Genomic DNA, 26980 nt, shown 5'->3' with positions numbered 1-26980 from the left:
GAGCCCAACGGCAGCAAGGCGAAGGTCAACTGCCGTGTCAGGCGAAGGGGTATAGCTCAGTTGGTAGAGCGGCGGTCTCCAAAACCGCAGGTCGTCGGTTCAAGCCCGGCTGCCCCTGCCATCTCCTGAAACTTGGTCCAGCCATTTGGGCGAGGCCGCAGGAGTGGTGTCGGCCGTTTGGTCGAAAATTCATCGAACATTGTTTTTCCTCTTGTGCAGAGGGGATGCGGTGTTTATGTAGGTCAAAACAGACACGCGGTGCGTGGGGCTGATTAAGTTCGGCTTTACGTGCCGTAATTGCGTGGGCAATCGATGGCATCCAAAACCACCCCGATGGCATTTTTTCGTCAGGTCCGTTCCGAGGCCGCGAAAATTACATGGCCATCTCGTCGCGAAACGACGATCTCCACGGCGATGGTGCTTGTGATGGTTGTTTTAGCCGCCCTGTTTTTCTTCGCTGCCGATCAGCTCATGGGCTGGTTGTTACGTTTGATTCTGAACGTCAGCGTTTGATTCTGGAGATTTAAGATGGCGGCGCGCTGGTACATCGTCCACGCATATTCGAACTTTGAAAAAAAGGTCGCGGAGGACATCGAGAACAAGGCTCGCCAAAAGGGGCTTGAGCATTTGTTCGAGAAGATCCTTGTTCCGACCGAAAAGGTGGTTGAAGTGCGCCGTGGCCGCAAGGTCGATTCGGAGCGCAAGTTCTTCCCCGGTTACGTCATGGTGCGGGCCAACCTGACGGATGAGGCCTATCACCTCATCAAGAACACTCCGAAGGTGACCGGGTTCCTTGGCTCCGACAATAAGCCGGTTCCGATTCCGGATTTCGAGGCCGACCGTATTCTCGGTCAGGTCCAGGAAGGTGTCGAGCGTCCGAAGTCTTCGGTAACGTTCGAGATCGGCGAGCAGGTCCGAGTTTCGGATGGCCCCTTCGCGTCCTTCAACGGCACCGTGCAGGATGTCGATGAGGAGCGTTCGCGCCTCAAGGTCGAAGTTTCGATCTTCGGCCGCGCGACGCCGGTCGAGCTGGAATACGCTCAGGTCGAGAAGGTCTGACATTCAAGAATGGGGCTCGCTTCGGCGGGCCTTGTGCGGCATTTGCCGCAGCCGCGTGGAAGGTGAGGGGTCTTAGCCGGACTTCAAGTATCCGAACCACGCAACCGCAGCCGCCGGCTTGTCCGGCATAGACCGGGAAATCGGTTCGTAACGAAAGGCAGAGAGAAATGGCTAAGAAAGTAGCAGGCCAGCTCAAGCTGCAGGTCAAGGCAGGATCGGCAAACCCGTCCCCGCCTATCGGCCCGGCACTTGGTCAGCGCGGCATCAATATCATGGAATTCTGCAAGGCGTTCAACGCCGCTACGCAGGAAATGGAAAAGGGCATGCCGATTCCGGTCGTCATCACCTATTTCCAGGACAAGTCCTTCACCTTCGCGATGAAGCAGCCTCCGGTCAGCTATTGGCTGAAGAAGGAAGCGAAGATCACGTCCGGTTCGAAGACCCCGGGCAAGGGAGCCAAGGCTGGCACTCTTACCAAGGCTCAGATCCAGGCTATCGCTCAGGCCAAGATGAAGGACCTGAACGCTGCTGATCTCGAAGGCGCAATGGCCATGATCGAGGGCTCTGCCCGCGCCATGGGTCTGGAAGTGGTGGCGTAACATGGCAAAGCTTGCAAAGCGTATTCAGAAGATTCGTGAAGGCGTCGATCCCACCAAGCTGGTCGCGCTCACCGACGCTATTTCGATGGTCAAGGAACGGGCGATTGCCAAGTTTGATGAAACCGTCGAAATTGCGATGAACCTCGGCGTTGACCCGCGCCACGCCGACCAGATGGTCCGTGGCGTCGTGAACCTGCCGAATGGCACCGGCCGTGACGTTCGCGTCGCCGTCTTCGCACGTGGCGCCAAGGCTGATGAAGCCAAGGCTGCCGGTGCGGACATTGTCGGCGCCGAAGATCTGGTGGAAATCGTTCAGGGCGGCAAGATCGACTTCGATCGTTGCATCGCGACCCCGGACATGATGCCGCTCGTCGGTCGTCTCGGTAAGGTTCTTGGGCCCCGCGGCATGATGCCGAACCCGAAGGTCGGGACGGTGACCATGGACGTTGCTGGTGCCGTCAAGGCATCCAAGGGCGGCGCCGTCGAATTCCGCGTCGAGAAGGCTGGTATCGTCCATGCCGGTATCGGCAAGGCTTCGTTCGATGCCAAGGCTCTCGAAGAGAACATCAAGGCTTTCGCCGATGCGGTCATCAAGGCCAAGCCGGCTGGTGCAAAGGGCAACTACGTTAAGCGCGTAGCTCTTTCCTCCACCATGGGCCCTGGCGTCAAGATCGACCCGTCATCGGTCACTATCTAAGATTTATCCGGGACCTTACGGTTCCGGATCTATGAATTCCCGGTCCTTAGGGACTGGGGGTTTCCGGAGAAATCCGGAATTCCTGTCCGAGATTGCAGGTGGACCCGATCCTAGGGTTTGGTCCTTAATCACTTAAAGCCTGCATGAGACGGGTAAGAACCCGAGTTTTAGGAGCGCCAAGGCGCTTTCGAGTTCGGTTCGAGCCTAGTGTGCCTTGTGCCTGTAGCCTGACGGCGACAGAGCGAGGGGACAGGATCCTCAAGCGTCGCTTGGGGTCCTTCACATGGATCCCTTGAGGCAAAGGCAAACCGATGGGGCCTGCAGGATTGCGGTCCCGTCAACTGGAGACAGACAGTGGAAAGAGCGGAAAAGCGCGAATTCGTCACGGAACTGACCGAGGTCTTCAAGGCTTCCGGTTCGGTTGTCGTGGCCCACTATGCTGGTGTCACAGTTGCGCAGATGAACGATTTTCGTTCGAAAATGCGTGCTGCTGGTGGCACCGTCAAAGTCGCGAAGAACCGTCTGGCCAAGATCGCTCTTCAGGGTACGGAGTCGGAAGGGATCGCAGATCTCTTCAAGGGTCAGACGCTGATCGCATTCAGCGAAGACCCGGTAACGGCTCCCAAGGTCGTCATGGATTTCGCCAAGACCAATGACAAGATCATTGTTCTGGGTGGTTCCATGGGTGCAACCACGCTCTCTGCGGATGCAGTTAAGTCGCTTGCGACCCTGCCTTCGCTGGACGAGCTTCGCGGCAAGCTGCTGGGCCTCTTGAATGCCCCGGCTACCCGCGTCGCTACGGTTGTCGCCGCACCGGCAAGCCAGCTTGCCCGCGTGTTCGCGGCCTACGCCAAGAAGGACGAAGAAGCCGCATAAGGCGGTTTTTCGCTGTTCATATCAAAACCAGTTCGAACCGATTATAAGGAACTAGTAAAATGGCTGATCTCGCAAAGATCGTAGAAGACCTCTCCGCCCTGACCGTCCTGGAAGCTGCTGAGCTTTCCAAGATGCTCGAAGAAAAGTGGGGCGTTTCTGCAGCTGCTCCCGTAGCTGCTGCTGCTGCTGGCGGTGGCGCTGCTGCTGCAGTCGTCGAAGAAGAAAAGACCGAGTTCGACGTCATCCTCGTCGACGTCGGCGCCAACAAGATCAACGTCATCAAGGAAGTCCGCGCCATCACCGGCCTGGGCCTCAAGGAAGCCAAGGATCTCGTTGAAGCCGCTCCGAAGGCTGTCAAGGAAGGCGTTAACAAGGCTGAAGCTGCCGATCTCAAGAAGAAGCTTGAAGACACCGGCGCTAAGGTCGACGTCAAGTAATACTGGAATGGCGGTGGGAGAGGGGTCTCTCCTCTTCCACCGATTTCCTCTGAACGGATTACCCAGGAACCGTCGAAACGGTTCCTGGGTAATGGGTTCTCAAGAGGATGGTCCCGAACCAACCGAAAAGGCAATCCGGCCTGGCGTGTTGGAAAACCGGGACGAGATTGAGAATACCATGATCGACGGGAGATCGTTTGGCCAGCGAACCCCGTCCGTTGCAGGCCCGGATGCAATTTTGAAGGAGCGACGATGGCTCAGACCCTTTCGTTTAATGGTCGCAGGCGCGTACGCAAGTTTTTTGGTAAAATCCCTGAAGTCACGGAAATGCCGAACCTGATTGAGGTTCAGAAGGCTTCCTATGACCAGTTCCTGATGGTTGACGAGCCGAAGGGCGGTCGGCCTGATGAAGGCCTCAACGCCGTCTTCAAGTCCGTCTTCCCGATCACCGACTTTTCCGGTGCGTCGATGCTGGAATTCGTGTCCTACGAATTCGAACTGCCGAAGTTCGACGTTGAAGAATGCCGCCAGCGCGACCTCACCTATGCGGCGCCGCTCAAGGTGACGCTGCGCCTCATCGTATTCGATATCGATGAGGATACGGGCGCCAAGTCCATCAAGGACATCAAGGAACAGTCCGTCTACATGGGCGACATGCCCCTCATGACCGATAACGGCACGTTCATCGTGAACGGCACCGAACGCGTCATCGTGTCTCAGATGCACCGCTCCCCGGGCGTCTTCTTCGACCACGACAAGGGCAAGAGCCATTCATCCGGCAAGCTGCTATTCGCTGCCCGCGTCATTCCCTATCGCGGTTCCTGGCTCGACATCGAATTCGACGCCAAGGACATCGTCTATGCGCGTATCGACCGTCGCCGCAAGATCCCTGCGACCTCGCTGCTGATGGCGCTTGGCATGGACGGCGAGGAAATCCTCTCGACCTTCTACACCAAGTCCACCTATGAGCGCGAAGGCGAAGGCTGGCGGATTCCGTTCCAGCCGGAAACCCTCAAGGGCGCCAAGGTTCTGTCCGACATGATCGACGCCGACACCGGCGAAGTGGTCGTGGAATCGGGCAAGAAGCTGACCCCGCGTCTGCTGCGCCAGCTGTCCGACAAGGGCCTGAAAGCTCTGAAGGCAACCAATGACGAAGTTTACGGCAACTTTCTCGCCGAAGACATTGTCAACGTCGAGACCGGCGAAATCTACCTGGAAGCAGGCGACGAGATCGACGAGAAGACCCTGCCGATCATCCTGAATGCAGGATTCGACGAGATTCCGGTTCTCGGCATCGACCATATCAATGTCGGCGCCTACATCCGCAACACGCTGTCGGCCGACAAGAACGAGAACCGCCAGGAAGCTCTGTTCGACATCTACCGCGTCATGCGTCCGGGTGAGCCGCCGACCATGGAATCGGCCGAAGCCATGTTCAACTCGCTGTTCTTCGATTCGGAGCGGTATGACCTCTCCGCCGTTGGTCGCGTGAAGATGAACATGCGCCTGGATCTCGACGTGCCGGATACCGTCCGCACGCTGCGCAAGGACGACATCCTGGCCGTGGTCAAGATGCTCGTGGAACTGCGCGACGGCAAGGGCGAGATCGACGACATCGACAACCTCGGCAACCGCCGCGTCCGCTCGGTCGGTGAGTTGATGGAGAACCAGTACCGTCTGGGTCTGCTGCGCATGGAGCGCGCCATCAAGGAGCGCATGTCGTCGATCGAGATCGACACGGTCATGCCGCAGGACCTCATCAACGCCAAGCCGGCAGCCGCCGCGGTGCGTGAATTCTTCGGCTCCTCGCAGCTGTCGCAGTTCATGGACCAGGTGAACCCGCTCTCGGAAATCACCCACAAGCGCCGTCTTTCGGCTCTTGGTCCGGGTGGTTTGACCCGCGAGCGTGCAGGCTTCGAAGTCCGCGACGTTCACCCGACCCATTACGGCCGTATTTGCCCGATCGAAACGCCGGAAGGCCCTAACATCGGTCTGATCAACTCGCTCGCTACCTTCGCACGCGTCAACAAGTATGGCTTCATCGAAAGCCCGTACCGCAAGATCGTCGACGGGGTCGTCACCAAGGAAGTGCTGTATCTTTCCGCAATGGAAGAAGCCAAGTACTACGTGGCGCAGGCCAACTCCGAGCTGACGCCGGAAGGCAACTTCGTCGAGGAATTCGTCGTCTGCCGTCATGCCGGCGAAGTCATGCTGTCGCCGCGCGACACCATCAACCTGATGGACGTCTCGCCGAAGCAGCTGGTTTCGGTCGCTGCGGCCCTGATCCCGTTCCTGGAAAACGACGACGCCAACCGCGCTCTCATGGGCTCGAACATGCAGCGTCAGGCCGTGCCTCTGGTGCGCGCCGAGGCGCCGTTTGTCGGCACCGGCATGGAACCGGTCGTTGCGCGTGACTCCGGCGCTGCTATTGCAGCCCGCCGTGGCGGCGTGGTGGACCAGGTGGATGCGACCCGTATCGTTATTCGCGCAACCGAAGACCTCGATCCGTCGAAGTCGGGCGTCGATATCTATCGTCTGCAGAAGTTCCAGCGTTCCAACCAGAACACCTGCGTCAACCAGCGTCCGCTGGTCGCCGTCGGCGACATCCTGAACAAGGGCGACATCATCGCCGACGGTCCTTCGACGGACCTTGGTGACTTGGCGCTCGGCCGCAACGCGCTCGTCGCGTTCATGCCCTGGAACGGCTACAACTACGAAGACTCGATCCTACTCTCCGAGCGTATCGTTGCCGACGACGTGTTCACCTCCATTCACATCGAAGAATTCGAAGTGATGGCGCGTGACACGAAGCTCGGTCCGGAAGAAATCACGCGCGACATCCCGAACGTCTCGGAAGAAGCGCTGAAGAACCTGGACGAAGCCGGCATCGTCTACATCGGCGCCGAAGTTCAGCCGGGCGACATCCTGGTCGGCAAGATCACACCGAAGGGCGAAAGCCCGATGACGCCGGAAGAAAAGCTTCTGCGCGCCATCTTCGGTGAGAAGGCATCCGATGTTCGCGACACCTCCATGCGTATGCCTCCGGGCACTTTCGGCACCGTTGTCGAAGTCCGCGTCTTCAACCGCCATGGGGTGGAAAAGGACGAGCGCGCCATGGCGATCGAACGCGAGGAAATCGAACGCCTCGCTAAGGACCGTGATGACGAGCAGGCTATTCTCGACCGCAACGTGTATGGCCGTCTGACGGACATGCTGCGCGGTCAGGTGGCTGTTGCCGGTCCCAAGGGCTTCAAGAAGGGCACCGAGCTCGGCAACACCGTGATCTCGGAATATCCGCGCTCGCAATGGTGGATGTTCGCCGTCGAAGACGAAAAGGTCCAGGGCGAGATCGAAGCTCTTCGTGGTCAGTACGACGAATCCAAGTCGCGCCTCGAACAGCGCTTCATGGACAAGGTCGAGAAGGTCCAACGCGGCGACGAAATGCCTCCGGGCGTCATGAAGATGGTCAAGGTCTTCGTGGCTGTGAAGCGCAAGATCCAGCCGGGCGACAAGATGGCCGGCCGTCACGGTAACAAGGGTGTCGTATCGCGCATCGTTCCGATCGAGGACATGCCTTTCCTCGAAGATGGCACACATGTGGACGTCGTTCTGAACCCGCTGGGCGTGCCTTCGCGCATGAACGTCGGTCAGATCCTCGAGACGCATCTTGCATGGGCTTGCGCCGGTATGGGCAAGCGCATCGGGGCTATGCTTGAGGAATACCGCAAGTCGAACGACATCACGGACCTGAAGAAAGAACTGACGGAAGCCTACGAAAGCCAGGCAAACAACGAAGTGTCGATGTTTGACGACGACTCGCTCGTTCGTCTTGCCGAGCAGTCGAAGCGCGGTCTCTCCATCGCAACGCCGGTCTTCGACGGTGCGCATGAGCCCGACGTTGCGGCAATGCTGACAAAGGCTGGCTTGAACCCGTCGGGTCAGTCGGTTCTGTACGATGGACGTACCGGCGAGCAGTTCGACCGCAAGGTCACCGTCGGCTACATGTACATGATCAAGCTGAACCACTTGGTGGACGACAAGATCCACGCCCGTTCGATCGGTCCTTACTCGCTCGTTACCCAGCAGCCGCTCGGTGGCAAGGCGCAGTTCGGCGGTCAGCGCTTCGGCGAAATGGAGGTCTGGGCTCTGGAAGCCTATGGTGCCGCCTATACGCTGCAGGAAATGCTGACGGTGAAGTCGGACGACGTGGCTGGCCGTACCAAGGTCTATGAGGCGATCGTCCGCGGTGACGACACGTTCGAGGCGGGCATTCCGGAGAGCTTCAACGTTCTCGTCAAGGAAATGCGGTCGCTTGGTCTGTCGGTGGAGCTGGAGAATTCCAAGCTCGAAACGGCCGATCAGACGCAGTTGCCTGACGCTGCAGAGTGACACTTTGACAAAGGGCGTGCGTGAGAGATCGCGCACGCCGTTCCCTCCCGTTGGACTTGTTCCTGGGGGAGGGAAGTTTCGCCGCATTTGGCGCCTATTGTCATTTAAGGGTTCGGTTCGACAGCCCGGGAATTTGTCGAGACCGTAATCCAATTGAGGGCCTTCGCGCCCCATCAAGGAGACAGGCATGAACCAAGAGGTCATGAACCTTTTCAACCCGACAGTGCCAGCACAGCACTTCGATTCGATCCGGATCTCGATTGCGAGCCCGGAAAAGATCCTGTCGTGGTCCTACGGCGAAATCAAAAAGCCGGAAACCATCAACTACCGTACGTTCAAGCCGGAACGCGACGGCCTTTTCTGCGCGCGTATTTTCGGGCCGATCAAGGACTATGAGTGCCTGTGCGGCAAGTACAAGCGCATGAAGTACAAGGGCATCATCTGCGAAAAGTGCGGCGTCGAAGTGACGCTGTCGCGCGTTCGCCGTGAGCGCATGGGCCATATCGAGCTTGCCGCTCCGGTCGCCCATATCTGGTTCCTGAAGTCCCTGCCTTCGCGCATCTCGACGCTGCTCGACATGACGCTGAAGGATGTCGAGCGCGTTCTCTACTTCGAGAACTATATCGTCACCGAGCCTGGCCTGACGGCGCTGAAGGAAAACCAGCTTCTTTCCGAAGAAGAATACATGCTCGCCATCGAAGAGTATGGCGAAGACCAGTTCACCGCGATGATCGGCGCCGAGGCCATCTATGAGATGCTCGCCTCGATGAATCTCGAGAAGATCGCTGGCGACCTGCGCGCGGAGCTTGCCGACACGACGTCGGATCTCAAGCAGAAGAAGCTGATGAAGCGCCTCAAGATCGTCGAGAACTTCATCGAATCCGGCAACCGCCCGGAATGGATGATCATGAAGGTCGTTCCCGTGATTCCGCCGGACCTGCGTCCACTGGTGCCACTGGACGGTGGCCGCTTCGCGACCTCCGACCTGAACGACCTCTATCGCCGCGTCATCAACCGTAACAACCGTTTGAAGCGCTTGATCGAACTGCGCGCTCCGGGCATCATCATCCGCAACGAAAAGCGCATGCTGCAGGAATCTGTAGATGCGCTGTTCGACAACGGCCGCCGTGGCCGCGTCATCACCGGTGCGAACAAGCGTCCGCTGAAGTCGCTGTCCGACATGCTCAAGGGCAAGCAGGGCCGCTTCCGCCAGAACCTGCTCGGCAAGCGCGTCGACTATTCCGGCCGTTCGGTAATCGTGACGGGTCCGGAACTGAAGCTGCACCAGTGCGGTCTTCCCAAGAAGATGGCGCTCGAACTGTTCAAGCCGTTCATCTATGCCCGTCTCGATGCCAAGGGTTACTCCTCGACCGTCAAGCAGGCCAAGAAGCTGGTCGAAAAGGAAAAGCCGGAAGTCTGGGATATCCTCGATGAGGTCATCCGCGAGCATCCGGTTCTCTTGAACCGTGCGCCGACGCTGCACCGCCTGGGCATCCAGGCCTTTGAACCGATCCTAGTCGAAGGCAAGGCTATCCAGTTGCACCCGCTCGTCTGCACGGCCTTCAACGCCGACTTCGACGGCGACCAGATGGCCGTTCACGTGCCGCTTTCGCTTGAGGCCCAGCTTGAAGCGCGCGTGCTGATGATGTCCACGAACAACATCCTGCATCCGGCAAACGGCGCACCGATCATCGTTCCTTCGCAGGACATGGTTCTCGGTCTCTATTACCTGTCGATCGTCAATCAGAACGAGCCGGGCGAAGGCATGGTCTTCTCGGACATGGGCGAACTGCACCATGCCCTGGAAAACAAGGTCGTGACCCTGCACTCCAAGATTCGCGGACGCTTCAAGTCGATCGACGAAGAGGGCAAGCCCTACACGAAGATCTTCGAAACGACGCCTGGCCGTATGATCATCGGCGAGCTCCTGCCCAAGAACGGCAAGGTGCCCTTCGATATCTGCAACCAGGAAATGACCAAGAAGAACATCTCCAAGATGATCGACACGGTCTACCGTCACTGCGGCCAGAAGGACACGGTGATCTTCTGCGACCGGATCATGCAGCTGGGCTTCACCCACGCCTGCAAGGCCGGCATTTCGTTCGGCAAGGACGACATGATCATTCCGGAGACCAAGGAGAAGATCGTCGGTGACACCGAGACTTTGGTCAAGGAATACGAGCAGCAGTACAACGATGGCCTGATCACTCAGGGCGAGAAGTACAACAAGGTCGTGGACGCCTGGGGCAAGGCCACCGAAAAGGTTGCCGAAGACATGATGGCCCGTATTAAGGCTGTCGAGTTCGATCCGGAAACGGGTCGCCAGAAGCCGATGAACGCGATCTACATGATGTCTCACTCTGGTGCTCGTGGTTCACCGAACCAGATGCGTCAGCTGGGCGGCATGCGCGGACTGATGGCCAAGCCTTCGGGCGAGATCATCGAAACGCCGATCATCTCGAACTTCAAGGAAGGCCTGACCGTGAACGAGTACTTCAACTCGACTCACGGTGCCCGTAAGGGTCTGGCAGACACCGCCTTGAAGACGGCGAACTCCGGTTACCTGACCCGTCGTCTCGTTGACGTGGCACAGGACTGCATCGTCAACATGGTCGATTGCGGCACCGAAAACGGCCTCACCATGACGGCAATCGTCGATGCCGGTCAGGTTGTGGCTTCGCTTGGCGCTCGTATCCTGGGCCGTACGGCTCTGGACAACATCGATCATCCCGTCACTGGTGAACGTATCGTTGATGCCGGCATTATGATTCTCGAGCCGGATGTCATCGAAATCGAGAAGGCTGGCATCCAGTCGATCCGAATTCGTTCGGCACTGACCTGCGAAGTCCAGACGGGCGTCTGCTCGATCTGCTACGGCCGAGATCTGGCCCGTGGTACGCCGGTCAACATGGGCGAAGCGGTCGGCGTCATTGCTGCGCAGTCGATCGGCGAACCGGGCACCCAGCTCACCATGCGTACCTTCCACTTGGGCGGTACGGCGAACGTGGTCGACTCCTCGTTCCTGGAAGCATCCTACGAAGGCACGATCCAGATCAAGAACCGCAACATGCTGCGCAACTCGGACGGCGTTCTCGTCGCCATGGGCCGCAACATGGCTGTCACCATTCTCGATGAGCGTGGTGTGGAACGGTCGTCGCAGCGTGTCGCATACGGCTCCAAGCTGCATGTCGACGATGGCGACAAGGTTCGTCGTGGCCAGCGTCTTGCGGAGTGGGATCCTTATACACGCCCGATGATGACGGAAATCGCCGGTACGGTTCAGTTCGAAGATGTCGTAGACGGCATCTCGGTAACGGAAACCACCGACGAATCCACCGGCATCACCAAGCGTCAGGTCATCGACTGGCGGTCGACGCCTCGCGGCATCGATCTGAAGCCGGCAATCGTCATCAAGGACGAGACAGGCACGATTTCCAAGCTGACACGTGGTGGCGATGCTCGCTTCCAGCTGTCGGTGGACGCAATCCTGTCGGTCGAGCCGGGCCAGAAGGTTTCCCAGGGCGACGTGCTTGCACGTGTCCCGATGGAAAGCGCCAAGACCAAGGACATCACCGGTGGTCTGCCGCGCGTCGCAGAATTGTTCGAAGCACGTCGTCCGAAGGATCACGCCATCATCGCTGAGATCGATGGTACGATCCGCCTCGGCCGCGACTACAAGAACAAGCGTCGCGTCATGATCGAGCCGGCCGAAGATGGTGTCGAACCGGTCGAGTACCTGATCCCGAAGGGCAAGCCCTTCCATCTTCAGGATGGCGACTACATCGAAAAGGGCGACTACATCCTCGACGGCAACCCGGCGCCGCATGACATCCTGGCGATCAAGGGCGTGGAAGCTTTGGCTTCCTACCTGGTCAACGAAATCCAGGAAGTCTACCGACTGCAGGGCGTTGTGATCAACGACAAGCACATCGAGGTCATCGTTCGTCAGATGCTTCAGAAGGTCGAGATCACCGATGCCGGCGACAGCCAGTACATCGTCGGTGACAATGTCGACCGGATCGAGCTGGAAGACGCTAACGACCGCCTGGCTGAAGAAGGCAAGAAGCCTGCCTATGGCGAGCCGGTTCTGCTCGGCATCACCAAGGCATCGCTGCAGACGCCGTCCTTCATCTCGGCTGCATCCTTCCAGGAAACCACCAAGGTTCTCACGGAAGCTGCAATCGCCGGCAAGACGGATACGCTGCAGGGCCTCAAGGAGAACGTCATCGTCGGCCGCCTTATCCCGGCCGGTACCGGTGGTACGATGACGCAGATCCGCCGCATCGCCACCTCGCGCGACGAGCTCATCCTCGAAGAGCGCAAGAAGGGTTCGGGCGCCGGTTCTGCAACGCCTATGCTGCAGGACATGGCCGAGAAGGCGCCTGCTGCCGAGTAAGGACCAAAGGCGAGGCGCTGCTGGTCGGCGGCTCGCATGGATACAAAAAAGAAACGCCCGGAGCGATCCGGGCGTTTTCTGTATGAATGATACTGCGGTCCACAGCGGATAGGCGAGGGCTGGCAGGCCTTACTGGAAACGGATGATCGCGACTTCGCCCTCAAGCGCGCCTTGGTAGGCGGAAGCATGGGGCTCTTCATTGGGTATGTCCGTCAGGACGCCGATCTGGTCGAGATCCGCCTCCAGGAAGCCTTCCTCCGTCAGAGCGTTGAGCGCCGCCCGCACAGCGGAATCATCGTCCGGCGCACGCAGCATGACGTGAAGGTCGATTCCTTCCCCGCCCTTTTTTTCATAAGCTTTGCCGATGATGATGAAGATCATCGGGCCTTCGAGATTGTTGTCATTGTCTGGTTCAGCCATCATCAAGGTCTCCGGAAGCGAGCCCCGGTCTCTCTGGAAGACCAGCAGCATGAAAAGGTCGTCGTGTCATAATAGTAACGAAACCGATTCCCAAAGCCAATCTTGCCCGACCCGAGTAAATTAACGGATGGGGGTCCTTTTCAGGCCCTCAAAGGCCCGAAAAGCCCGCAAAAGCCATTATTTTGGCCCCAGCTCTTGACGTGCAGGGGTGGAGACAGTAAACGCCCCGCATCGGAAGCGATGTGAGGCTAGTCCGTTCGGAACGACTCGTTCCGGAGTTTGCCTCAGACATGGTTCCAAACGCACGTTGAAGACACGAATGCTGCACGCATGACGCATGAGGAATGCGTCCTCTGCCTTCCGTGGTCCATCCCAAAGCGGATCGGGCCACGTTTTGCGCATGAGAAAAAGTGTGCGCCGCCGCCGGAAACGGCAAGAGATTAGCCCGAAAGGGTGCTGAGAAAAACTAAGGGATGGTTGAATGCCTACCGTAAACCAGCTGATCCGCAAGCCTCGCCAGGCGAACGTAAAGCGCAACAAGGTTCCTGCCTTGCAGGAAAACCCGCAGAAGCGCGGCGTTTGCACCCGCGTTTACACGACGACCCCGAAGAAGCCGAACTCGGCTTTGCGTAAGGTCGCCAAGATCCGCCTGACCAATGGCTTCGAAGTCATCGGCTACATTCCGGGTGAAGGCCACAACCTTCAGGAACACTCCGTGGTCATGATCCGCGGCGGCCGCGTCAAGGACTTGCCGGGCGTTCGCTACCACATCATCCGCGGCGTTCTCGACACCCAGGGCGTCAAGAACCGCAAGCAGCGCCGTTCCAAGTACGGTGCCAAGCGTCCGAAGTAATCCTTCGGGTTTTCATTTTCCCGGCGCTGCGCGAGGTTCTCCGCGTGATAAAGCGTCCTAAACGTTTGAGAGACGAGAAGCATGTCCCGACGCCATAGTGCAGAAAAGCGCGAGATCAATCCGGACCCGAAGTTCGGCGATCTTGTTGTTACCAAGTTCATGAATGCCATCATGCTCCACGGCAAGAAGTCCGTGGCAGAAAACATCGTTTATGGCGCTTTCGACGCCGTTCAGGGCAAGTCCAAGCAGGACCCGCTGGGTATCTTCCATTCGGCGCTCGACAATGTCGCGCCGCATGTTGAAGTCCGTTCGCGCCGCGTTGGTGGTGCGACCTACCAGGTTCCGGTTGACGTGCGTCCTGAGCGCCGCCAGGCTCTTGCGATCCGCTGGGTGATCGCTGCTGCCCGCAAGCGCAACGAAACGACGATGGTCGATCGCCTGTCCGGCGAACTCATGGATGCTGCAAACAACCGCGGCAGCGCCGTCAAGAAGCGTGAAGACACGCATAAGATGGCCGACGCCAACCGCGCCTTCTCGCACTACCGTTGGTAATCTCCATCCGATCGAATTTCGAAAGGCAGTCCTATGGCTCGCGAGTATAACATCGAAGACTACCGAAATTTCGGTATCATGGCGCATATCGACGCCGGCAAGACCACGACCACCGAGCGCATCCTTTATTACACCGGTAAGTCGCACAAGATCGGCGAAGTCCATGATGGCGCGGCCACGATGGACTGGATGGAGCAGGAGCAGGAGCGTGGCATCACGATCACCTCCGCTGCCACCACGACCTACTGGAAGGGTCGCGACGGCAAGATGCGCCGCTTCAACATCATCGACACGCCCGGCCACGTGGACTTCACGATCGAAGTCGAGCGTTCGCTGCGTGTTCTCGACGGCGCCGTCGCTCTTCTCGACGCCAACGCCGGCGTAGAGCCGCAGACGGAAACCGTCTGGCGTCAGGCCGACAAGTACAACGTTCCGCGGATGATCTTCTGCAACAAGATGGACAAGACCGGCGCGGACTTCTACCGCTCGGTCGAGATGATCAAGACACGCCTCGGCGCCACCGCCGTCGTCTGCCAGCTGCCGATCGGCGCTGAGACGGAATTCAAGGGCGTGGTCGATCTGATCGAGATGAACGCTCTCGTATGGCGCGACGAGTCCCTCGGCGCTGCCTGGGACGTTGTCGAGATCCCGGATGACCTGAAAGACCGTGCCGTCGAATGGCGCGAGAAGATGATCGAAGCGATCGTCGATATCGATGAAGAAGCTACGGAAAACTATCTGAACGGCATCATGCCGGACAACGACAAGATCCGCGCCCTGATCCGTCGCGGCACCATCGACGTCAAGTTCTTCCCGATGTTCTGCGGCTCTGCCTTCAAGAACAAGGGCGTTCAGCCGCTGCTCGACGCCGTCGTCGAATTCCTGCCGTCGCCTGCCGACATTCCGGCGATCAAGGGCATCGACGTCAAGACGGAAGCCGATATCGAGCGTCATGCAGTTGATTCCGAGCCGCTTTCCATGCTCGCTTTCAAGATCATGAACGACCCCTTCGTCGGTTCGCTCACCTTCTGCCGCATCTACTCGGGCAAGCTCGAAAAGGGCTCGTCGGTTCTGAACACGGTCAAGGACAAGCGCGAGCGCGTCGGCCGCATGCTGCAGATGCACTCCAACTCGCGTGAAGACATCGAAGAAGCCTTCGCAGGTGACATCGTTGCTCTGGCGGGCCTCAAGGAAACCACGACTGGCGATACGCTCTGCGATCCGCTGCACCAGGTTATCCTGGAGCGCATGGAGTTCCCCGAGCCGGTCATCCAGATCGCGATCGAACCGAAGTCCAAGGGCGACCAGGAAAAGATGGGCCTCGCGCTCAACCGTCTGGCTGCAGAAGATCCTTCGTTCCGCGTCAAGACCGACCAGGAATCCGGCCAGACCATCATTGCCGGCATGGGCGAACTTCACCTGGACATCATCGTCGACCGCATGCGTCGCGAGTTCAAGGTTGAAGCCAACGTCGGTGCTCCGCAGGTTGCCTACCGCGAAACCATCACCCGCAAGACGGAAGAAGACTACACGCACAAGAAGCAGACCGGTGGTACTGGGCAGTTCGCGCGTGTTAAGATCGTCTTCGAACCGAACCCGGATGGCGAAGATTTCGTGTTCGAATCCAAGGTTGTCGGCGGTTCCGTTCCGAAGGAATACATCCCCGGCGTACAGAAGGGCATCGAAAGCGTTCTGTCTTCCGGTCCTCTCGCTGGCTTCCCGATGCTCGGCGTCAAGGCAACCCTAATCGACGGCGCTTACCACGATGTCGACTCCTCGGTTCTGGCCTTCGAAATCGCATCGCGCGCCTGCTTCCGTGATGCCGCCAAGAAGGCAGGAGCGCAGCTCCTCGAGCCGATGATGAAGGTCGAAGTCGTAACGCCGGAAGACTATGTCGGCGACGTTATCGGCGACTTGAACTCCCGTCGCGGCCAGATCCAGGGCCAGGAATCGCGCGGCATCGCCGTCGTGATCAACGCCCATGTGCCGCTGGCCAACATGTTCAAGTACGTGGACAACCTGCGCTCGATGAGCCAGGGCCGCGCCCAGTACTCGATGGTGTTCGACCATTACGCGCCGGTGCCGTCCAACGTCGCAACCGAAATCCAGGCAAAGTACTCCGGTCAGAAGTGACCGGAGTCTCCACCTAAACCGATAAAGATTTCCTGCACGGCAGGACAATAGGAGAGCCGGAAATGGCAAAGAGCAAGTTTGAGCGCAATAAGCCTCACGTCAACATTGGCACGATTGGTCACGTTGACCACGGCAAGACGTCGTTGACGGCAGCGATCACGAAGTATTTCGGCGAGTTCAAGGCCTATGACCAGATCGACGCCGCTCCGGAAGAGAAGGCGCGCGGGATCACCATTTCGACGGCGCACGTCGAATACGAAACGCCTGCCCGTCACTATGCGCATGTGGACTGCCCCGGCCACGCCGACTATGTGAAGAACATGATCACCGGTGCTGCCCAGATGGACGGCGCGATCCTGGTTTGCTCGGCTGCCGACGGCCCGATGCCGCAGACCCGCGAGCACATCCTGCTCGCCCGTCAGGTTGGCGTTCCGGCGATCGTGGTGTTCCTCAACAAGGTTGACCAGGTCGACGACGCAGAACTGCTGGAACTGGTCGAACTGGAAGTTCGCGAACTTCTGTCGTCCTACGACTTCCCCGGCGACGACATTCCGATCGTCAAGGGCTCGGCTCTTGCTGCCCTGGAAGACTCGGACAAGAAGATCGGCGAAGACGCAATCCGCGAGCTGATGGCTGCCGTCGACGCCTACATCCCGACGCCTGAGCGTCCGATCAACATGCCGTTCCTGCTGCCGATCGAAGACGTGTTCTCGATCTCGGGCCGTGGTACGGTCGTGACCGGCCGCGTCGAGCGTGGCATCGTCAAGGTTGGCGAAGAAGTCGAGATCGTCGGCATCCGCGCCACCACCAAGACGACGGTGACCGGCGTTGAAATGTTCCGCAAGCTGCTCGACCAGGGCCAGGCCGGCGACAACATCGGCGCGCTGATCCGTGGCGTACAGCGTGACGGCGTCGAGCGCGGCCAGATCCTGTGCAAGCCTGGCTCTGTCAAGCCGCACAAGAAGTTCAAGGCCGAAGCCTACATCCTGACGAAGGAAGAAGGCGGCCGTCATACGCCGTTCTTCACCAACTACCGTCCGCAGTTCTACTTCCGCACGACGGACGTGACGGGCATCGTGACGCTTCCGGAAGGTACGGAAATGGTCATGCCTGGCGACAACGTGACCGTTGACGTCGAGCTGATCGTTCCGATCGCGATGGAAGAAAAGCTGCGCTTCGCGATCCGCGAAGGCGGCCGTACCGTCGGCGCCGGCATCGTCGCTTCCATCGTCGAGTAATCGACGGGGGTGGGCGGTTCCTTTTGGGCCGGCCTGGCGAGAAATCTTTTAAGCAAGCCGCCTGGGGTGGCTTGCTTATGACACAAAAATGTAGCAAATGGCGCGCGAGCGCGATTTTGCGTCTGCTTCGCATATTCGCTGCAGATAATTGCTTAGAACATGAAGGTGGGCCCTAGGCCCGAAGAATGGAATGGGATGCCGGATGCTCGGCGTCCTTTTCGATCTTTGACACCGGTGGTCCCGCCTTAGGAAGAGTTAAACCCGTGCCTGTTTTGCCGGCACGCGGCAAACAGATAACAAGGATAATGTCGAATGAACGGCCAAAATATCCGCATTCGCCTGAAGGCGTTCGATCACCGGATTCTCGATGCTTCCACGCGCGAGATCGTGTCGACGGCGAAGCGCACCGGCGCAAGCGTCCGGGGCCCCGTTCCGCTTCCGACTCGTATCGAGAAGTTTACGGTTAACCGGTCCCCCCACATCGACAAAAAGAGCCGCGAGCAGTTCGAGATGCGCACTCATAAGCGCCTTCTCGACATCGTTGACCCAACCCCGCAGACGGTAGACGCGCTGATGAAGCTCGATCTCGCTGCCGGTGTTGATGTTGAGATCAAGCTCTGAAACTTCGGTTTCGAGCGAGTGAAGCAAGAGGCATGAAGGAGCTGTACGCTCCGACAAGCAACTCTGGGAAGGATTGAACCGATGCGTTCGGGTGTAATTGCACAGAAAGTGGGAATGACCCGCGTCTATAATGACGCCGGCGAGCATATCCCCGTCACAGTTTTGAGAATGGAAAACTGCCAGGTCGTGGCTCATCGCACCGTAGAGAAGAATGGCTACACTGCCGTTCAGCTGGGTGCGGGTGCCGCCAAGGTAAAGAATACGTCGAAGGCCATGCGCGGCAACTTCGCCATCGCCAATGTCGAGCCGAAGGCGAAGCTCGTCGAGTTTCGCGTTTCCGAAGACAATCTGATCGAAGTCGGCACTGAGCTGAAGGCTGGTCATTTCGAAGCCGGACAGCTGGTCGACGTCACGGGCACGTCGATCGGTAAGGGCTTTGCCGGTGCCATGAAGCGCCATAACTTCGGCGGTCTTCGCGCCACGCACGGCGTATCCGTATCGCACCGTTCGCATGGTTCGACAGGTAACAACCAGGATCCAGGCAAGGTCTGGAAGGGTAAGCGCATGGCTGGTCATATGGGCCAGACACGCATCACCACCCAGAACCTGGAAATCGTCTCCACCGACGAAAACCGCGGCCTGATCCTCGTCAAGGGAGCCGTACCCGGTTCCAAGGGCGCGTGGATCGTCGTTCGCGATGCCGTCAAGTCGGCCGCGAAGTAAGGGAGCCAAGCACATGGAATTCAACGTCAAGACCCTCGAGGGAAAAGACGCCGGCACGGTAGCCCTGTCGGACGAGATTTTCGGCCTCGATCCACGCGAGGATATCCTCGCCCGCATGGTGCGCTGGCAGCTTGCCAAGAAGCAGCAGGGAACCCACAAGACCAAGGGTCGCGCTGAAATCGCGCGCACCGGTTCGAAGATGTATAAGCAGAAGGGTACGGGCCGCGCTCGTCACCACTCCGCACGTGCTCCGCAGTTCCGCGGCGGTGGTAAGGCACATGGCCCGGTTGTTCGCAGCCACGAGCATGACCTGCCGAAGAAGGTTCGCGCACTTGCTTTGCGTCATGCCCTCTCGGCCAAGTTCAAGGCTGAAGACCTGATCATCGTCGACAACCTGGTTGCGGCTGAAGCCAAGACCAAGGCGCTCGTCGGTACTTTTGCGACGCTCGGCCTCACCAACGCCCTCGTGATCGGTGGTGCCGAACTCGACGGCAACTTCAAGCTCGCAGCCCAGAACATCCCGAACGTCGATGTTCTGCCGGTTCAGGGCATCAATGTTTACGACATCCTGCGTCGCGGCAAGCTGGTGCTTTCCAAGGCTGCAGTGGAAGCTCTAGAGGAGCGTTTCAAGTGACCGACATTCGCCACTATGACGTGATCGTATCTCCTTCGATCACAGAAAAGTCGACGCTGCTGTCCGAGCAGAATCAGGTCGTCTTCAACGTTGCGCTGACCGCCAGCAAGCCGCAGATCAAGGCCGCTGTCGAAGCTCTCTTCGGGGTCAAGGTAACTGCCGTCAACACTCTGCGCCGCCTCGGCAAGACCAAGCGTTTCCGCGGTTTCATCGGCAAGCAGAAAGACGTCAAGAAGGCCGTGGTCACCCTGGCCGAAGGTCAGACGATCGACGTCTCCACCGGTCTTTGAGGTAAAGAACAATGGCACTGAAAAGCTACAACCCCACGACCCCGAGCCAGCGTCAGCTGGTCATCGTCGACCGGTCGGGCCTCTGGAAGGGCAAGCCTGTCAAGACGCTCACCGAGGGTCTTCACTCCAAGGGCGGCCGTAACAACCTCGGCCGTATCACTGCCCGCTACCAGGGCGGCGGTCACAAGCGTACCTATCGTCTGGTTGACTTCAAGCGTCGCAAGTTCGACGTCGAAGGCACCGTCGAGCGCCTGGAATACGACCCGAACCGCTCGGCCTTCATCGCCCTCGTGACCTACACGGACGGTGATCAGGCCTACATCCTGGCTCCGCAGCGTCTTGCTGCCGGCGACAAGGTCATTGCGTCTGAAAAGGCCGTTGACGTGAAGCCTGGTAACACCATGCCGCTGCAGTACATCCCGGTCGGCTCCATCGTCCACAATGTGGAAATGAAGCCTGCCAAGGGTGGTCAGATCGCTCGCTCCGCCGGCACCTACGTGCAGCTCGTCGGCCGCGATCAGGGCATGGCAATCCTGCGCCTGACCTCAGGTGAGCAACGCCTGGTTCACGGCTCCTGCCTTGCTTCGATCGGCGCCGTGTCGAACCCGGACCACGGCAACACCAACGACGGCAAGGCCGGTCGCTCCGTATGGCGCGGCAAGCGCCCGCATGTTCGCGGCGTCGTCATGAACCCGGTCGACCACCCGCACGGCGGTGGTGAAGGCCGCACCTCCGGTGGTCGCCATCCGGTGACCCCGTGGGGCAAGCCCACCAAGGGCAAGCGCACGCGTTCGAACAAGTCCACGGACAAGTTCATCATGCGCTCGCGCCACGTCAAGAAGTAAGGGAAGGGAAGTCGTTCAATGGCTCGTTCAGTATGGAAAGGTCCGTTTGTTGACGGCTATCTTCTCAAGAAGGCTGAGAAGGTACGCGAAGGCGGACGCAGTGAAGTTATCAAGATGTGGAGCCGTCGCTCTACCATCTTGCCCCAGTTCGTTGGTCTGACGTTCGGCGTCTACAACGGCAACAAGCATATTCCGGTCAACGTCAACGAAGACATGGTCGGTCACAAGTTTGGTGAATTCGCTCCCACCCGGACCTATTACGGTCACGGCGCGGACAAGAAGGCGAAGAGGAAGTAATCATGGCGAAGGCAAAGACCGAACGCCGGCTGAAGGACAATGAGGCGCAGGCTGTAGCCCGCACTCTGCGCGTCAGCCCGCAGAAGCTGAACCTGGTTGCCGCCATGATCCGCGGCAAGAAGGTCGAACGCGCTCTTGCGGAGCTCGAATTCTCCCGCAAGCGCATCGCAGGCACGGTGAAGAAGACTCTCGAGTCTGCAATCGCCAATGCCGAGAACAACCATGACCTCGACGTCGACAGCCTGATCGTATCGGAAGCTTACGTCGGCAAGTCGATCGTGATGAAGCGTTTCCACGCTCGTGGCCGCGGCCGCGCATCGCGCATCGAAAAGCCGTTCGCGCACCTGACGATCGTTGTTCGCGAAGTCGAGGAAAAAGGGGAGGCCGCATAATGGGCCAGAAAATCAATCCAATCGGTTTCCGCCTCGGCATTAACCGCACTTGGGATAGCCGTTGGTTCGCCGATAACGCCGAATACGGTCAGCTCCTTCATGAGGACCTGAAGATCCGTGCGTATCTGATGTCCGAGCTGAAGCAGGCCGGCATCGCCAAGGTGGTCATCGAGCGTCCGCACAAGAAGTGCCGCGTCACGATCCACTCGGCTCGCCCGGGCCTGATCATCGGCAAAAAGGGCGCAGACATCGAGAAGCTTCGCAAGAAGCTTTCCACGATGACGAATTCGGAAACGCATCTCAACATCGTTGAAGTGCGCAAGCCCGAAATCGACGCAACGCTGGTCGCTCAGTCCATCGCTCAGCAGCTCGAGCGCCGCGTCGCATTCCGTCGCGCCATGAAGCGTGCCGTCCAGTCGGCTATGCGTCTTGGCGCCGAAGGCATCAAGATCACCTGCGCCGGTCGTCTCGGCGGTGCGGAAATCGCGCGTACCGAATGGTACCGCGAAGGCCGCGTGCCGCTCCACACCCTGCGTGCAGACATCGACTACGGGACGGCAGAAGCCGAAACCGCGTTCGGTATCTGCGGCATCAAGGTTTGGATCTTCAAGGGCGAAATCCTTGAGCACGATCCGATGGCTTCCGAACGCCGCGCGCTGGAAGGCGACGCACAGGGCCCGGCAAGCCGTGAGCGCAACGATCGTGGTGGCGACCGTCGCCGCGAACGCGAAAACGCTTGATAAACGCTGGCGAAAGATAAGCTCGGAGAAGTAATAAAATGTTGCAGCCAAAGCGTACCAAGTACCGCAAGCAGTTCAAGGGCCGCATCAAGGGCGTAGCCAAGGGCGGCTTCGACCTGGCCTTCGGCGAATTCGGCCTCAAGTCGCAGGAACCGAACCGCGTAAACGCTCGCGAGATCGAGGCGGCCCGCCGCGCGATCACCCGTCACATGAAGCGCGCCGGCCGCGTTTGGATCCGCGTGTTCCCGGACGTTCCGGTCACCGCCAAGCCGACCGAAGTGCGTATGGGTAAGGGCAAGGGCTCAGTCGAATACTGGGCCTGCAAGGTCAAGCCCGGCCGTATCATGTTCGAGATCGACGGTGTTCCAGAGGAGCTCGCCCGTGAGGCGCTTCGTCTCGGTGCAGCCAAGCTCTCGGTCAAGACGCGCTTCATACAGCGCATCGCAGAGTAAGGAGAAGGCACCATGAAAGCCGAAGATGTACGCGGCCTCACGGCCGACCAGCTCAAGGACAAGCTTGCGGAGCTCAAGAAGGAGCAGTTCAACCTGCGCTTCCAGAAGGCCACCGGTCAGCTTGAAAAGTCCTCGCGCATCGACGAAGTCCGCAAGGACATCGCCCGCGTGAAAACCATTGCCCGCCAGAAGGCGGCAGAAGCCAAGGCCTAAGGACCAAAACAATATGCCGAAACGCATTCTGCAGGGCGTAGTCGTTTCCGACAAGAACGAGAAGACCGTTGTTGTCCGCGTCGAGCGCCGCTTCGCTCACCCTCTGCTTCAGAAGACGGTCCGCCGTTCGAAGAAGTACAAGGCACATGATGAAACCAACCAGGTTAAAGTTGGTGACGTCGTTTCCATCCAGGAATGTGCTCCTATCTCCAAAGACAAGACTTGGACGGTAATTTCCGCCCAGGCTTAAAAAGCTTCTGATTTTGGGCCGGGCCCTTGCGTCCGGCACAGAATCCTGTAAGAAGCACGCCATCGGCGCAGGACGCTCGGCAACGAGCGTTCTTTTGCTTTGAGCGCAGGGAAGGTCCCTTCTAGGGAAACCGCCTTGGCAAGATCCGTCCCGCGCACATCGATATTCTGTTCATTGCCGGCACCGCGTGCTTTTGCGCGCGGGCGCGCCGGTCATTAGAAAAAGGCGACCTGATATGATTCAGATGCAAACAAACCTCGACGTGGCGGACAATTCCGGCGCACGTCGTGTCATGTGCATCAAGGTGCTGGGCGGCTCCAAGCGCAAGTACGCTTCGATCGGCGACGTGATCGTCGTTTCGATCAAGGAAGCCATCCCGCGCGGCCGCGTCAAGAAGGGTGATGTGATGAAGGCGGTGGTTGTGCGTACCGCCAAGGACATCCGTCGTCCGGACGGCAGCGTCATCCGCTTCGATAACAACGCAGCGGTCCTTATCGACAACAAGAAAGAGCCGATCGGCACCCGTATCTTCGGACCGGTTCCGCGCGAACTTCGCGCCAAGAACCACATGAAGATCATCTCGCTGGCTCCCGAAGTACTGTAAGAGGAGCGGGACAGATGCAAAATATCAAGAAGGGCGACAACGTCGTCGTACTCACCGGCAAGGACAAGGGCCGTACCGGCGAAGTTCTGCAGGTCATGCCGAAGGAAGACCGTGCGGTCGTTCGCGGTATCAATCTGGTGAAGCGCCACCAGCGTCAGACGCAGACGCAGGAAGCCGGCATCATCAACAAGGAAGCATCCATTCACCTGTCCAACATCGCGATCGTCGCCAAGGACGGCAAGCCGACCCGCGTCGGCATTCAGGTCGTCGACGGTAAGAAGGTGCGTGTGGCCAAGCGTACGGGAGATGTGATCGATGGCTGAGGCAAAATATGAGCCGCGGCTCAAGCAGGAATACGTTTCCCGCATCCGTGACGTCATGAAGGAGAAGTTCTCCTACGCAAACGAAATGATGATCCCGAAGCTGGACAAGATCGTGATCAACATGGGCGTGGGCGAGGCGACTGCCGACTCCAAGAAGCCATCCGTGGCTGCTGCCGATCTCGCCGCGATTGCTGGCCAGAAGCCGGTCATCACCAAGGCACGTAACTCGATCGCCGGCTTCAAGGTTCGCGAGTTCATGCCGATCGGCGCCAAGGTCACCCTTCGCGGTGCCCGCATGTATGAATTCCTCGACCGTCTCGTCAACATCGCGCTGCCGCGCGTTCGCGACTTTCGCGGCCTGAATCCGAAGAGCTTTGACGGCCGTGGCAACTTCGCCATGGGCATCAAGGAACATATTGTGTTCCCTGAAATCAACTACGACAAGGTTGATCAGATGTGGGGCATGGACATCATCGTTTGCACGACGGCGAACAACGACGACGAAGCTCGGGCTCTTCTGACAGAGTTCAACTTCCCGTTCCGTCAGTAACCGTAACGACGAGCGTTAAGAAGGAACTCCGATATGGCGAAGACTAGCGCAGTTGAAAAGAACAAGCGCCGCCGCAAGTCGGTCGCAACTCAGGCCGCCAAGCGCGCGGTCCTGAAGGCGACCATCATGAACCAGGAACTGCCCATCGAAGAGCGGTTCAAGGCTACACTGAAGCTCGCATCGTTGCCGCGCGATGGATCCAAGACCCGGGTTCGCAACCGTTGCGAAGTTACGGGCCGTCCTCGCGCATTCTACCGCAAACTTGGGATGTCGCGTATTGCGCTTCGTGAGTTGGGCAATTCCGGCAAGGTGCCGGGCATCGTCAAGTCGAGCTGGTAAGGAGATCGTTAGATGACCATGACTGATCCCTTGGGCGATATGCTCACCCGCATCCGCAACGGCGCAGCCCGCCGCAAGTCGTCCGTGTCCACGCCTGCTTCCAAGCTGCGCGCGCGCGTTCTCGACGTTCTGCAGGCTGAAGGCTACATCCGCGGTTACACCGAAACCGATTTCGGCAACGGCAAGGCCGAAATCGAAATCGAACTGAAGTACTATGAAGGCGCGTCCGTGATCCGTGAGATCGGCCGCGTTTCCAAGCCGGGCCGCCGAGTTTATGTCTCGGTAAAGTCCATTCCGCAGGTCGCGAACGGCCTCGGCATCACCATCCTTTCGACTCCGAAGGGTGTGATGGCCGATCACCAGGCTCGCGAACAGAACGTTGGTGGTGAGGTTCTCTGCTCGGTATTCTAAGCCGAATAGGGGAACTCCATAGCGAACAGACAGGATTGAAACATGTCTCGTATCGGTAAAAAGCCCGTTCAGGTTCCTGCAGGGATCACGGCCTCGGTTGATGGCCAGAAAGTGACTGCAAAGGGCCCGAAGGGTGAGCTGTTCTTCGTCGCAAATGACGAAGTCAAGCTCGAATTCAAGGACAACGCCGTGTCGGTGACGCCCGTCAGCGACAGCAAGGATGCTCGTTCGAAGTGGGGCATGTCCCGCACGATGATCGAAAACATCTTCAAGGGCGTGAAGGACGGCTACGAGCGCAAGCTTGAAATCAACGGCGTCGGTTACCGCGCGGCGTTGCAGGGGAAAAACCTGCAGCTGCAGCTCGGTTTCAGCCACGACGTGGTTTATGAGCCGCCGCAGGGCATCACCATTGCCGTTCCGAAGCCGACGGAAATCGTCGTGACCGGCATCAATAAGCAGCAGGTCGGTCAGGTTGCAGCGGAAATCCGCGAATACCGCGGTCCGGAGCCCTACAAGGGCAAAGGCGTCAAGTACGCTGGTGAACGGATCGTCCGCAAGGAAGGCAAGAAGAAGTAAGGATTACGCGATATGGCTAGCAGGAAACAAGCACTTGCAAAGCGCGCGAGCCGCGTGCGCCGCCAGCTCAAGGCGGTTGCCAACGGCCGTCCGCGCCTGTCGGTTCATCGCTCGTCGAAGAACATCTACGCCCAGGTCATCGATGACGTGGCCGGCCGCACACTTGCTGCCGCCTCCACGCTCGATGGAGGTCTGCGTGGCGAATTGAAGACCGGTGCAGACGTTGCAGCAGCTGCCGCTGTCGGCAAGCTGGTTGCAGAACGCGCCTCGAAGGCCGGTGTGAAGGAAGTCGTGTTCGATCGCGGCGCCTTTATCTATCACGGCCGCATCAAGGCGCTCGCAGATGCCGCCCGCGAGGGTGGACTGAGCTTCTAAGAATTTTCGCCCGGTACCTGACAAGGTCCCGGGCGAAATGCGGTTTGTCGCTTTGGCGGCTGACCAATCTCTATCTGTAATCTGCCGATTGCACCCGGAAAAGAAAAAGGAAAAGGACAATGGCACAGGAAAGAGGGGGCCGGCGTGATGATCGCCAGGCTCGCGAAGAACGCGACAGCGAATTTGTTGACAAGCTGGTCGCAATCAACCGCGTCGCAAAAGTCGTCAAGGGCGGTCGTCGTTTCGGCTTCGCTGCTCTCGTCGTCGTCGGCGACCAGAAGGGCCGCGTAGGTTTCGGCCACGGCAAGGCACGTGAAGTGCCGGAAGCCATCCGCAAGGCCACCGAAGCTGCCAAGCGCGAACTGATCTTCGTGCCGCTGCGCGACGGTCGTACGCTCCATCACGACGTCAACGGCCGTCACGGCGCCGGCAAGGTTCTGCTGCGTTCCGCCAAGGCTGGTACCGGCATCATCGCCGGTGGCCCGATGCGCGCCGTTTTCGAAACGCTCGGCATGCACGATGTTGTTGCCAAGTCGACCGGTTCGTCGAACCCCTACAACATGGTTCGCGCCACGTTCGACGCTCTCAAGCACCAGGTTCACCCGAAGGACGTGGCAGCACAGCGTGGCATGAAGTATGCAACGCTCCAGGCTCGCCGTGCTTCTTCCGGCGTGACTGCGGAAGAATAAGGGAGTC

General features: G+C 59.0%; 32 protein-coding genes and 1 tRNA gene. 32 read left to right on the top strand and 1 reads right to left on the bottom strand.

Features of this window, described 5'->3' with window-relative positions:
* The first annotated feature begins 45 nt into the window (after nucleotides 1-45).
* The 9 genes from EPK99_RS18860 to rpoC all read left to right on the top strand — a co-directional run bounded on the left by EPK99_RS18860 (nucleotide 46) and on the right by rpoC (nucleotide 12453).
* Nucleotides 46-121 (top strand) — tRNA-Trp (locus EPK99_RS18860).
* A 191-nt stretch (nucleotides 122-312) separates the two neighbouring features.
* Nucleotides 313-513, top strand: coding sequence for a preprotein translocase subunit SecE (gene secE, locus EPK99_RS18855; RefSeq protein WP_128444630.1), 201 nt, complete (start codon nucleotides 313-315; stop codon nucleotides 511-513).
* A gap of 15 nt (nucleotides 514-528) precedes the next feature.
* Nucleotides 529-1059: a transcription termination/antitermination protein NusG gene (nusG, locus tag EPK99_RS18850; protein WP_128444629.1), complete on the top strand. Its 531-nt coding sequence runs from the start codon at nucleotides 529-531 to the stop codon at nucleotides 1057-1059.
* A gap of 167 nt (nucleotides 1060-1226) precedes the next feature.
* Complete coding sequence (gene rplK, locus EPK99_RS18845; protein ID WP_128444628.1) at nucleotides 1227-1658, top strand: 50S ribosomal protein L11; 432 nt, start codon at nucleotides 1227-1229, stop codon at nucleotides 1656-1658.
* Nucleotide 1659: 1 nt separating this feature from the next.
* Nucleotides 1660-2355 (top strand): 50S ribosomal protein L1, encoded by a 696-nt coding sequence (rplA, locus tag EPK99_RS18840; protein WP_128444627.1) that lies wholly within the window; start codon nucleotides 1660-1662, stop codon nucleotides 2353-2355.
* Nucleotides 2356-2709: 354 nt separating this feature from the next.
* A complete protein-coding gene (gene rplJ, locus EPK99_RS18835) occupies nucleotides 2710-3231 on the top strand; it encodes a 50S ribosomal protein L10 (RefSeq protein WP_128444626.1) in 522 nt (173 codons plus the stop codon).
* Between the two features lie 59 nt (nucleotides 3232-3290).
* Nucleotides 3291-3668: a 50S ribosomal protein L7/L12 gene (rplL, locus tag EPK99_RS18830; RefSeq protein WP_128444625.1), complete on the top strand. Its 378-nt coding sequence runs from the start codon at nucleotides 3291-3293 to the stop codon at nucleotides 3666-3668.
* A 252-nt stretch (nucleotides 3669-3920) separates the two neighbouring features.
* Entirely contained in the window at nucleotides 3921-8057 is a 4137-nt protein-coding gene (gene rpoB / locus EPK99_RS18825) for a DNA-directed RNA polymerase subunit beta (protein ID WP_128444624.1), read from the top strand.
* 187 nt (nucleotides 8058-8244) lie between these two features.
* Nucleotides 8245-12453 (top strand): DNA-directed RNA polymerase subunit beta', encoded by a 4209-nt coding sequence (gene rpoC, locus EPK99_RS18820; RefSeq protein ID WP_128444623.1) that lies wholly within the window; start codon nucleotides 8245-8247, stop codon nucleotides 12451-12453.
* A 129-nt stretch (nucleotides 12454-12582) separates the two neighbouring features.
* On the opposite strand, the gene EPK99_RS18815 is transcribed toward rpoC, so the two are convergent.
* Nucleotides 12583-12876 (bottom strand): transcriptional regulator, encoded by a 294-nt coding sequence (locus EPK99_RS18815; protein WP_128444622.1) that lies wholly within the window; start codon nucleotides 12874-12876, stop codon nucleotides 12583-12585.
* Nucleotides 12877-13354: 478 nt separating this feature from the next.
* Here EPK99_RS18815 and rpsL point away from each other — a divergent pair, with 478 nt between their 5' ends.
* From rpsL to rpsE, 23 genes are all read left to right on the top strand, one after another.
* Entirely contained in the window at nucleotides 13355-13726 is a 372-nt protein-coding gene (gene rpsL, locus EPK99_RS18810; protein ID WP_003547537.1) for a 30S ribosomal protein S12, read from the top strand.
* 81 nt (nucleotides 13727-13807) lie between these two features.
* On the top strand, nucleotides 13808-14278 hold the full coding sequence (gene rpsG, locus EPK99_RS18805) for a 30S ribosomal protein S7 (protein ID WP_128444621.1): 471 nt from the start codon (nucleotides 13808-13810) through the stop codon (nucleotides 14276-14278).
* A 33-nt stretch (nucleotides 14279-14311) separates the two neighbouring features.
* Nucleotides 14312-16411 carry an elongation factor G gene (gene fusA, locus EPK99_RS18800; protein WP_128444620.1) on the top strand — a complete coding sequence of 700 codons (2100 nt, stop codon included), beginning with the start codon at nucleotides 14312-14314 and terminating at the stop codon, nucleotides 16409-16411.
* A 62-nt stretch (nucleotides 16412-16473) separates the two neighbouring features.
* Nucleotides 16474-17649 (top strand): elongation factor Tu, encoded by a 1176-nt coding sequence (tuf, locus tag EPK99_RS18795; protein WP_128444619.1) that lies wholly within the window; start codon nucleotides 16474-16476, stop codon nucleotides 17647-17649.
* 312 nt (nucleotides 17650-17961) lie between these two features.
* Complete coding sequence (gene rpsJ, locus EPK99_RS18790) at nucleotides 17962-18270, top strand: 30S ribosomal protein S10 (RefSeq protein WP_003547547.1); 309 nt, start codon at nucleotides 17962-17964, stop codon at nucleotides 18268-18270.
* 81 nt (nucleotides 18271-18351) lie between these two features.
* Nucleotides 18352-18993: a 50S ribosomal protein L3 gene (gene rplC, locus EPK99_RS18785; protein WP_128444618.1), complete on the top strand. Its 642-nt coding sequence runs from the start codon at nucleotides 18352-18354 to the stop codon at nucleotides 18991-18993.
* A gap of 13 nt (nucleotides 18994-19006) precedes the next feature.
* A complete protein-coding gene (gene rplD, locus EPK99_RS18780; RefSeq protein ID WP_128444617.1) occupies nucleotides 19007-19627 on the top strand; it encodes a 50S ribosomal protein L4 in 621 nt (206 codons plus the stop codon).
* On the top strand, nucleotides 19624-19917 hold the full coding sequence (locus EPK99_RS18775; protein ID WP_128444616.1) for a 50S ribosomal protein L23: 294 nt from the start codon (nucleotides 19624-19626) through the stop codon (nucleotides 19915-19917). Before rplD ends, EPK99_RS18775 begins: the two co-directional genes overlap by 4 nt.
* Nucleotides 19918-19928: 11 nt before the next feature.
* Entirely contained in the window at nucleotides 19929-20762 is an 834-nt protein-coding gene (gene rplB, locus EPK99_RS18770; protein ID WP_128444615.1) for a 50S ribosomal protein L2, read from the top strand.
* Between the two features lie 18 nt (nucleotides 20763-20780).
* Nucleotides 20781-21059: a 30S ribosomal protein S19 gene (gene rpsS / locus EPK99_RS18765; RefSeq protein ID WP_128444614.1), complete on the top strand. Its 279-nt coding sequence runs from the start codon at nucleotides 20781-20783 to the stop codon at nucleotides 21057-21059.
* A 2-nt stretch (nucleotides 21060-21061) separates the two neighbouring features.
* Nucleotides 21062-21451 (top strand): 50S ribosomal protein L22, encoded by a 390-nt coding sequence (gene rplV / locus EPK99_RS18760; RefSeq protein WP_093000487.1) that lies wholly within the window; start codon nucleotides 21062-21064, stop codon nucleotides 21449-21451.
* A complete protein-coding gene (gene rpsC / locus EPK99_RS18755; RefSeq protein WP_128444613.1) occupies nucleotides 21451-22191 on the top strand; it encodes a 30S ribosomal protein S3 in 741 nt (246 codons plus the stop codon). The genes rplV and rpsC overlap by 1 nt, the downstream gene beginning before the upstream one ends.
* Before the next feature lie 38 nt (nucleotides 22192-22229).
* Nucleotides 22230-22643: a 50S ribosomal protein L16 gene (gene rplP, locus EPK99_RS18750; protein WP_128444612.1), complete on the top strand. Its 414-nt coding sequence runs from the start codon at nucleotides 22230-22232 to the stop codon at nucleotides 22641-22643.
* 12 nt (nucleotides 22644-22655) lie between these two features.
* On the top strand, nucleotides 22656-22856 hold the full coding sequence (rpmC, locus tag EPK99_RS18745; protein WP_128444611.1) for a 50S ribosomal protein L29: 201 nt from the start codon (nucleotides 22656-22658) through the stop codon (nucleotides 22854-22856).
* Between the two features lie 13 nt (nucleotides 22857-22869).
* Nucleotides 22870-23106 carry a 30S ribosomal protein S17 gene (gene rpsQ / locus EPK99_RS18740; RefSeq protein ID WP_128444610.1) on the top strand — a complete coding sequence of 79 codons (237 nt, stop codon included), beginning with the start codon at nucleotides 22870-22872 and terminating at the stop codon, nucleotides 23104-23106.
* A 235-nt stretch (nucleotides 23107-23341) separates the two neighbouring features.
* A complete protein-coding gene (gene rplN, locus EPK99_RS18735) occupies nucleotides 23342-23710 on the top strand; it encodes a 50S ribosomal protein L14 (RefSeq protein WP_105374405.1) in 369 nt (122 codons plus the stop codon).
* A gap of 14 nt (nucleotides 23711-23724) precedes the next feature.
* On the top strand, nucleotides 23725-24033 hold the full coding sequence (gene rplX, locus EPK99_RS18730) for a 50S ribosomal protein L24 (protein WP_128444609.1): 309 nt from the start codon (nucleotides 23725-23727) through the stop codon (nucleotides 24031-24033).
* Complete coding sequence (rplE, locus tag EPK99_RS18725) at nucleotides 24026-24583, top strand: 50S ribosomal protein L5 (protein WP_128444608.1); 558 nt, start codon at nucleotides 24026-24028, stop codon at nucleotides 24581-24583. Before rplX ends, rplE begins: the two co-directional genes overlap by 8 nt.
* A 33-nt stretch (nucleotides 24584-24616) precedes the next feature.
* Entirely contained in the window at nucleotides 24617-24922 is a 306-nt protein-coding gene (gene rpsN / locus EPK99_RS18720; protein WP_128444607.1) for a 30S ribosomal protein S14, read from the top strand.
* A gap of 12 nt (nucleotides 24923-24934) precedes the next feature.
* The gene (gene rpsH, locus EPK99_RS18715) at nucleotides 24935-25333 is read left to right on the top strand and encodes a 30S ribosomal protein S8 (RefSeq protein ID WP_128444606.1); all 399 of its coding nucleotides are present in this window, start codon (nucleotides 24935-24937) and stop codon (nucleotides 25331-25333) included.
* A gap of 42 nt (nucleotides 25334-25375) precedes the next feature.
* Complete coding sequence (gene rplF, locus EPK99_RS18710; RefSeq protein ID WP_128444605.1) at nucleotides 25376-25909, top strand: 50S ribosomal protein L6; 534 nt, start codon at nucleotides 25376-25378, stop codon at nucleotides 25907-25909.
* A 12-nt stretch (nucleotides 25910-25921) separates the two neighbouring features.
* Nucleotides 25922-26284, top strand: a complete 363-nt coding sequence (gene rplR, locus EPK99_RS18705; protein WP_128444604.1) for a 50S ribosomal protein L18 — start codon at nucleotides 25922-25924, stop codon at nucleotides 26282-26284.
* Nucleotides 26285-26403: 119 nt separating this feature from the next.
* A complete protein-coding gene (gene rpsE, locus EPK99_RS18700) occupies nucleotides 26404-26973 on the top strand; it encodes a 30S ribosomal protein S5 (protein WP_128444603.1) in 570 nt (189 codons plus the stop codon).
* The last annotated feature ends 7 nt before the right edge of the window (nucleotides 26974-26980 follow it).

It is taken from the genome of Neorhizobium lilium (genome assembly GCF_004053875.1).
Lineage (GTDB): Bacteria > Pseudomonadota > Alphaproteobacteria > Rhizobiales > Rhizobiaceae > Neorhizobium > Neorhizobium lilii.
This window is presented reverse-complemented; position numbering and strand designations above follow the sequence as displayed.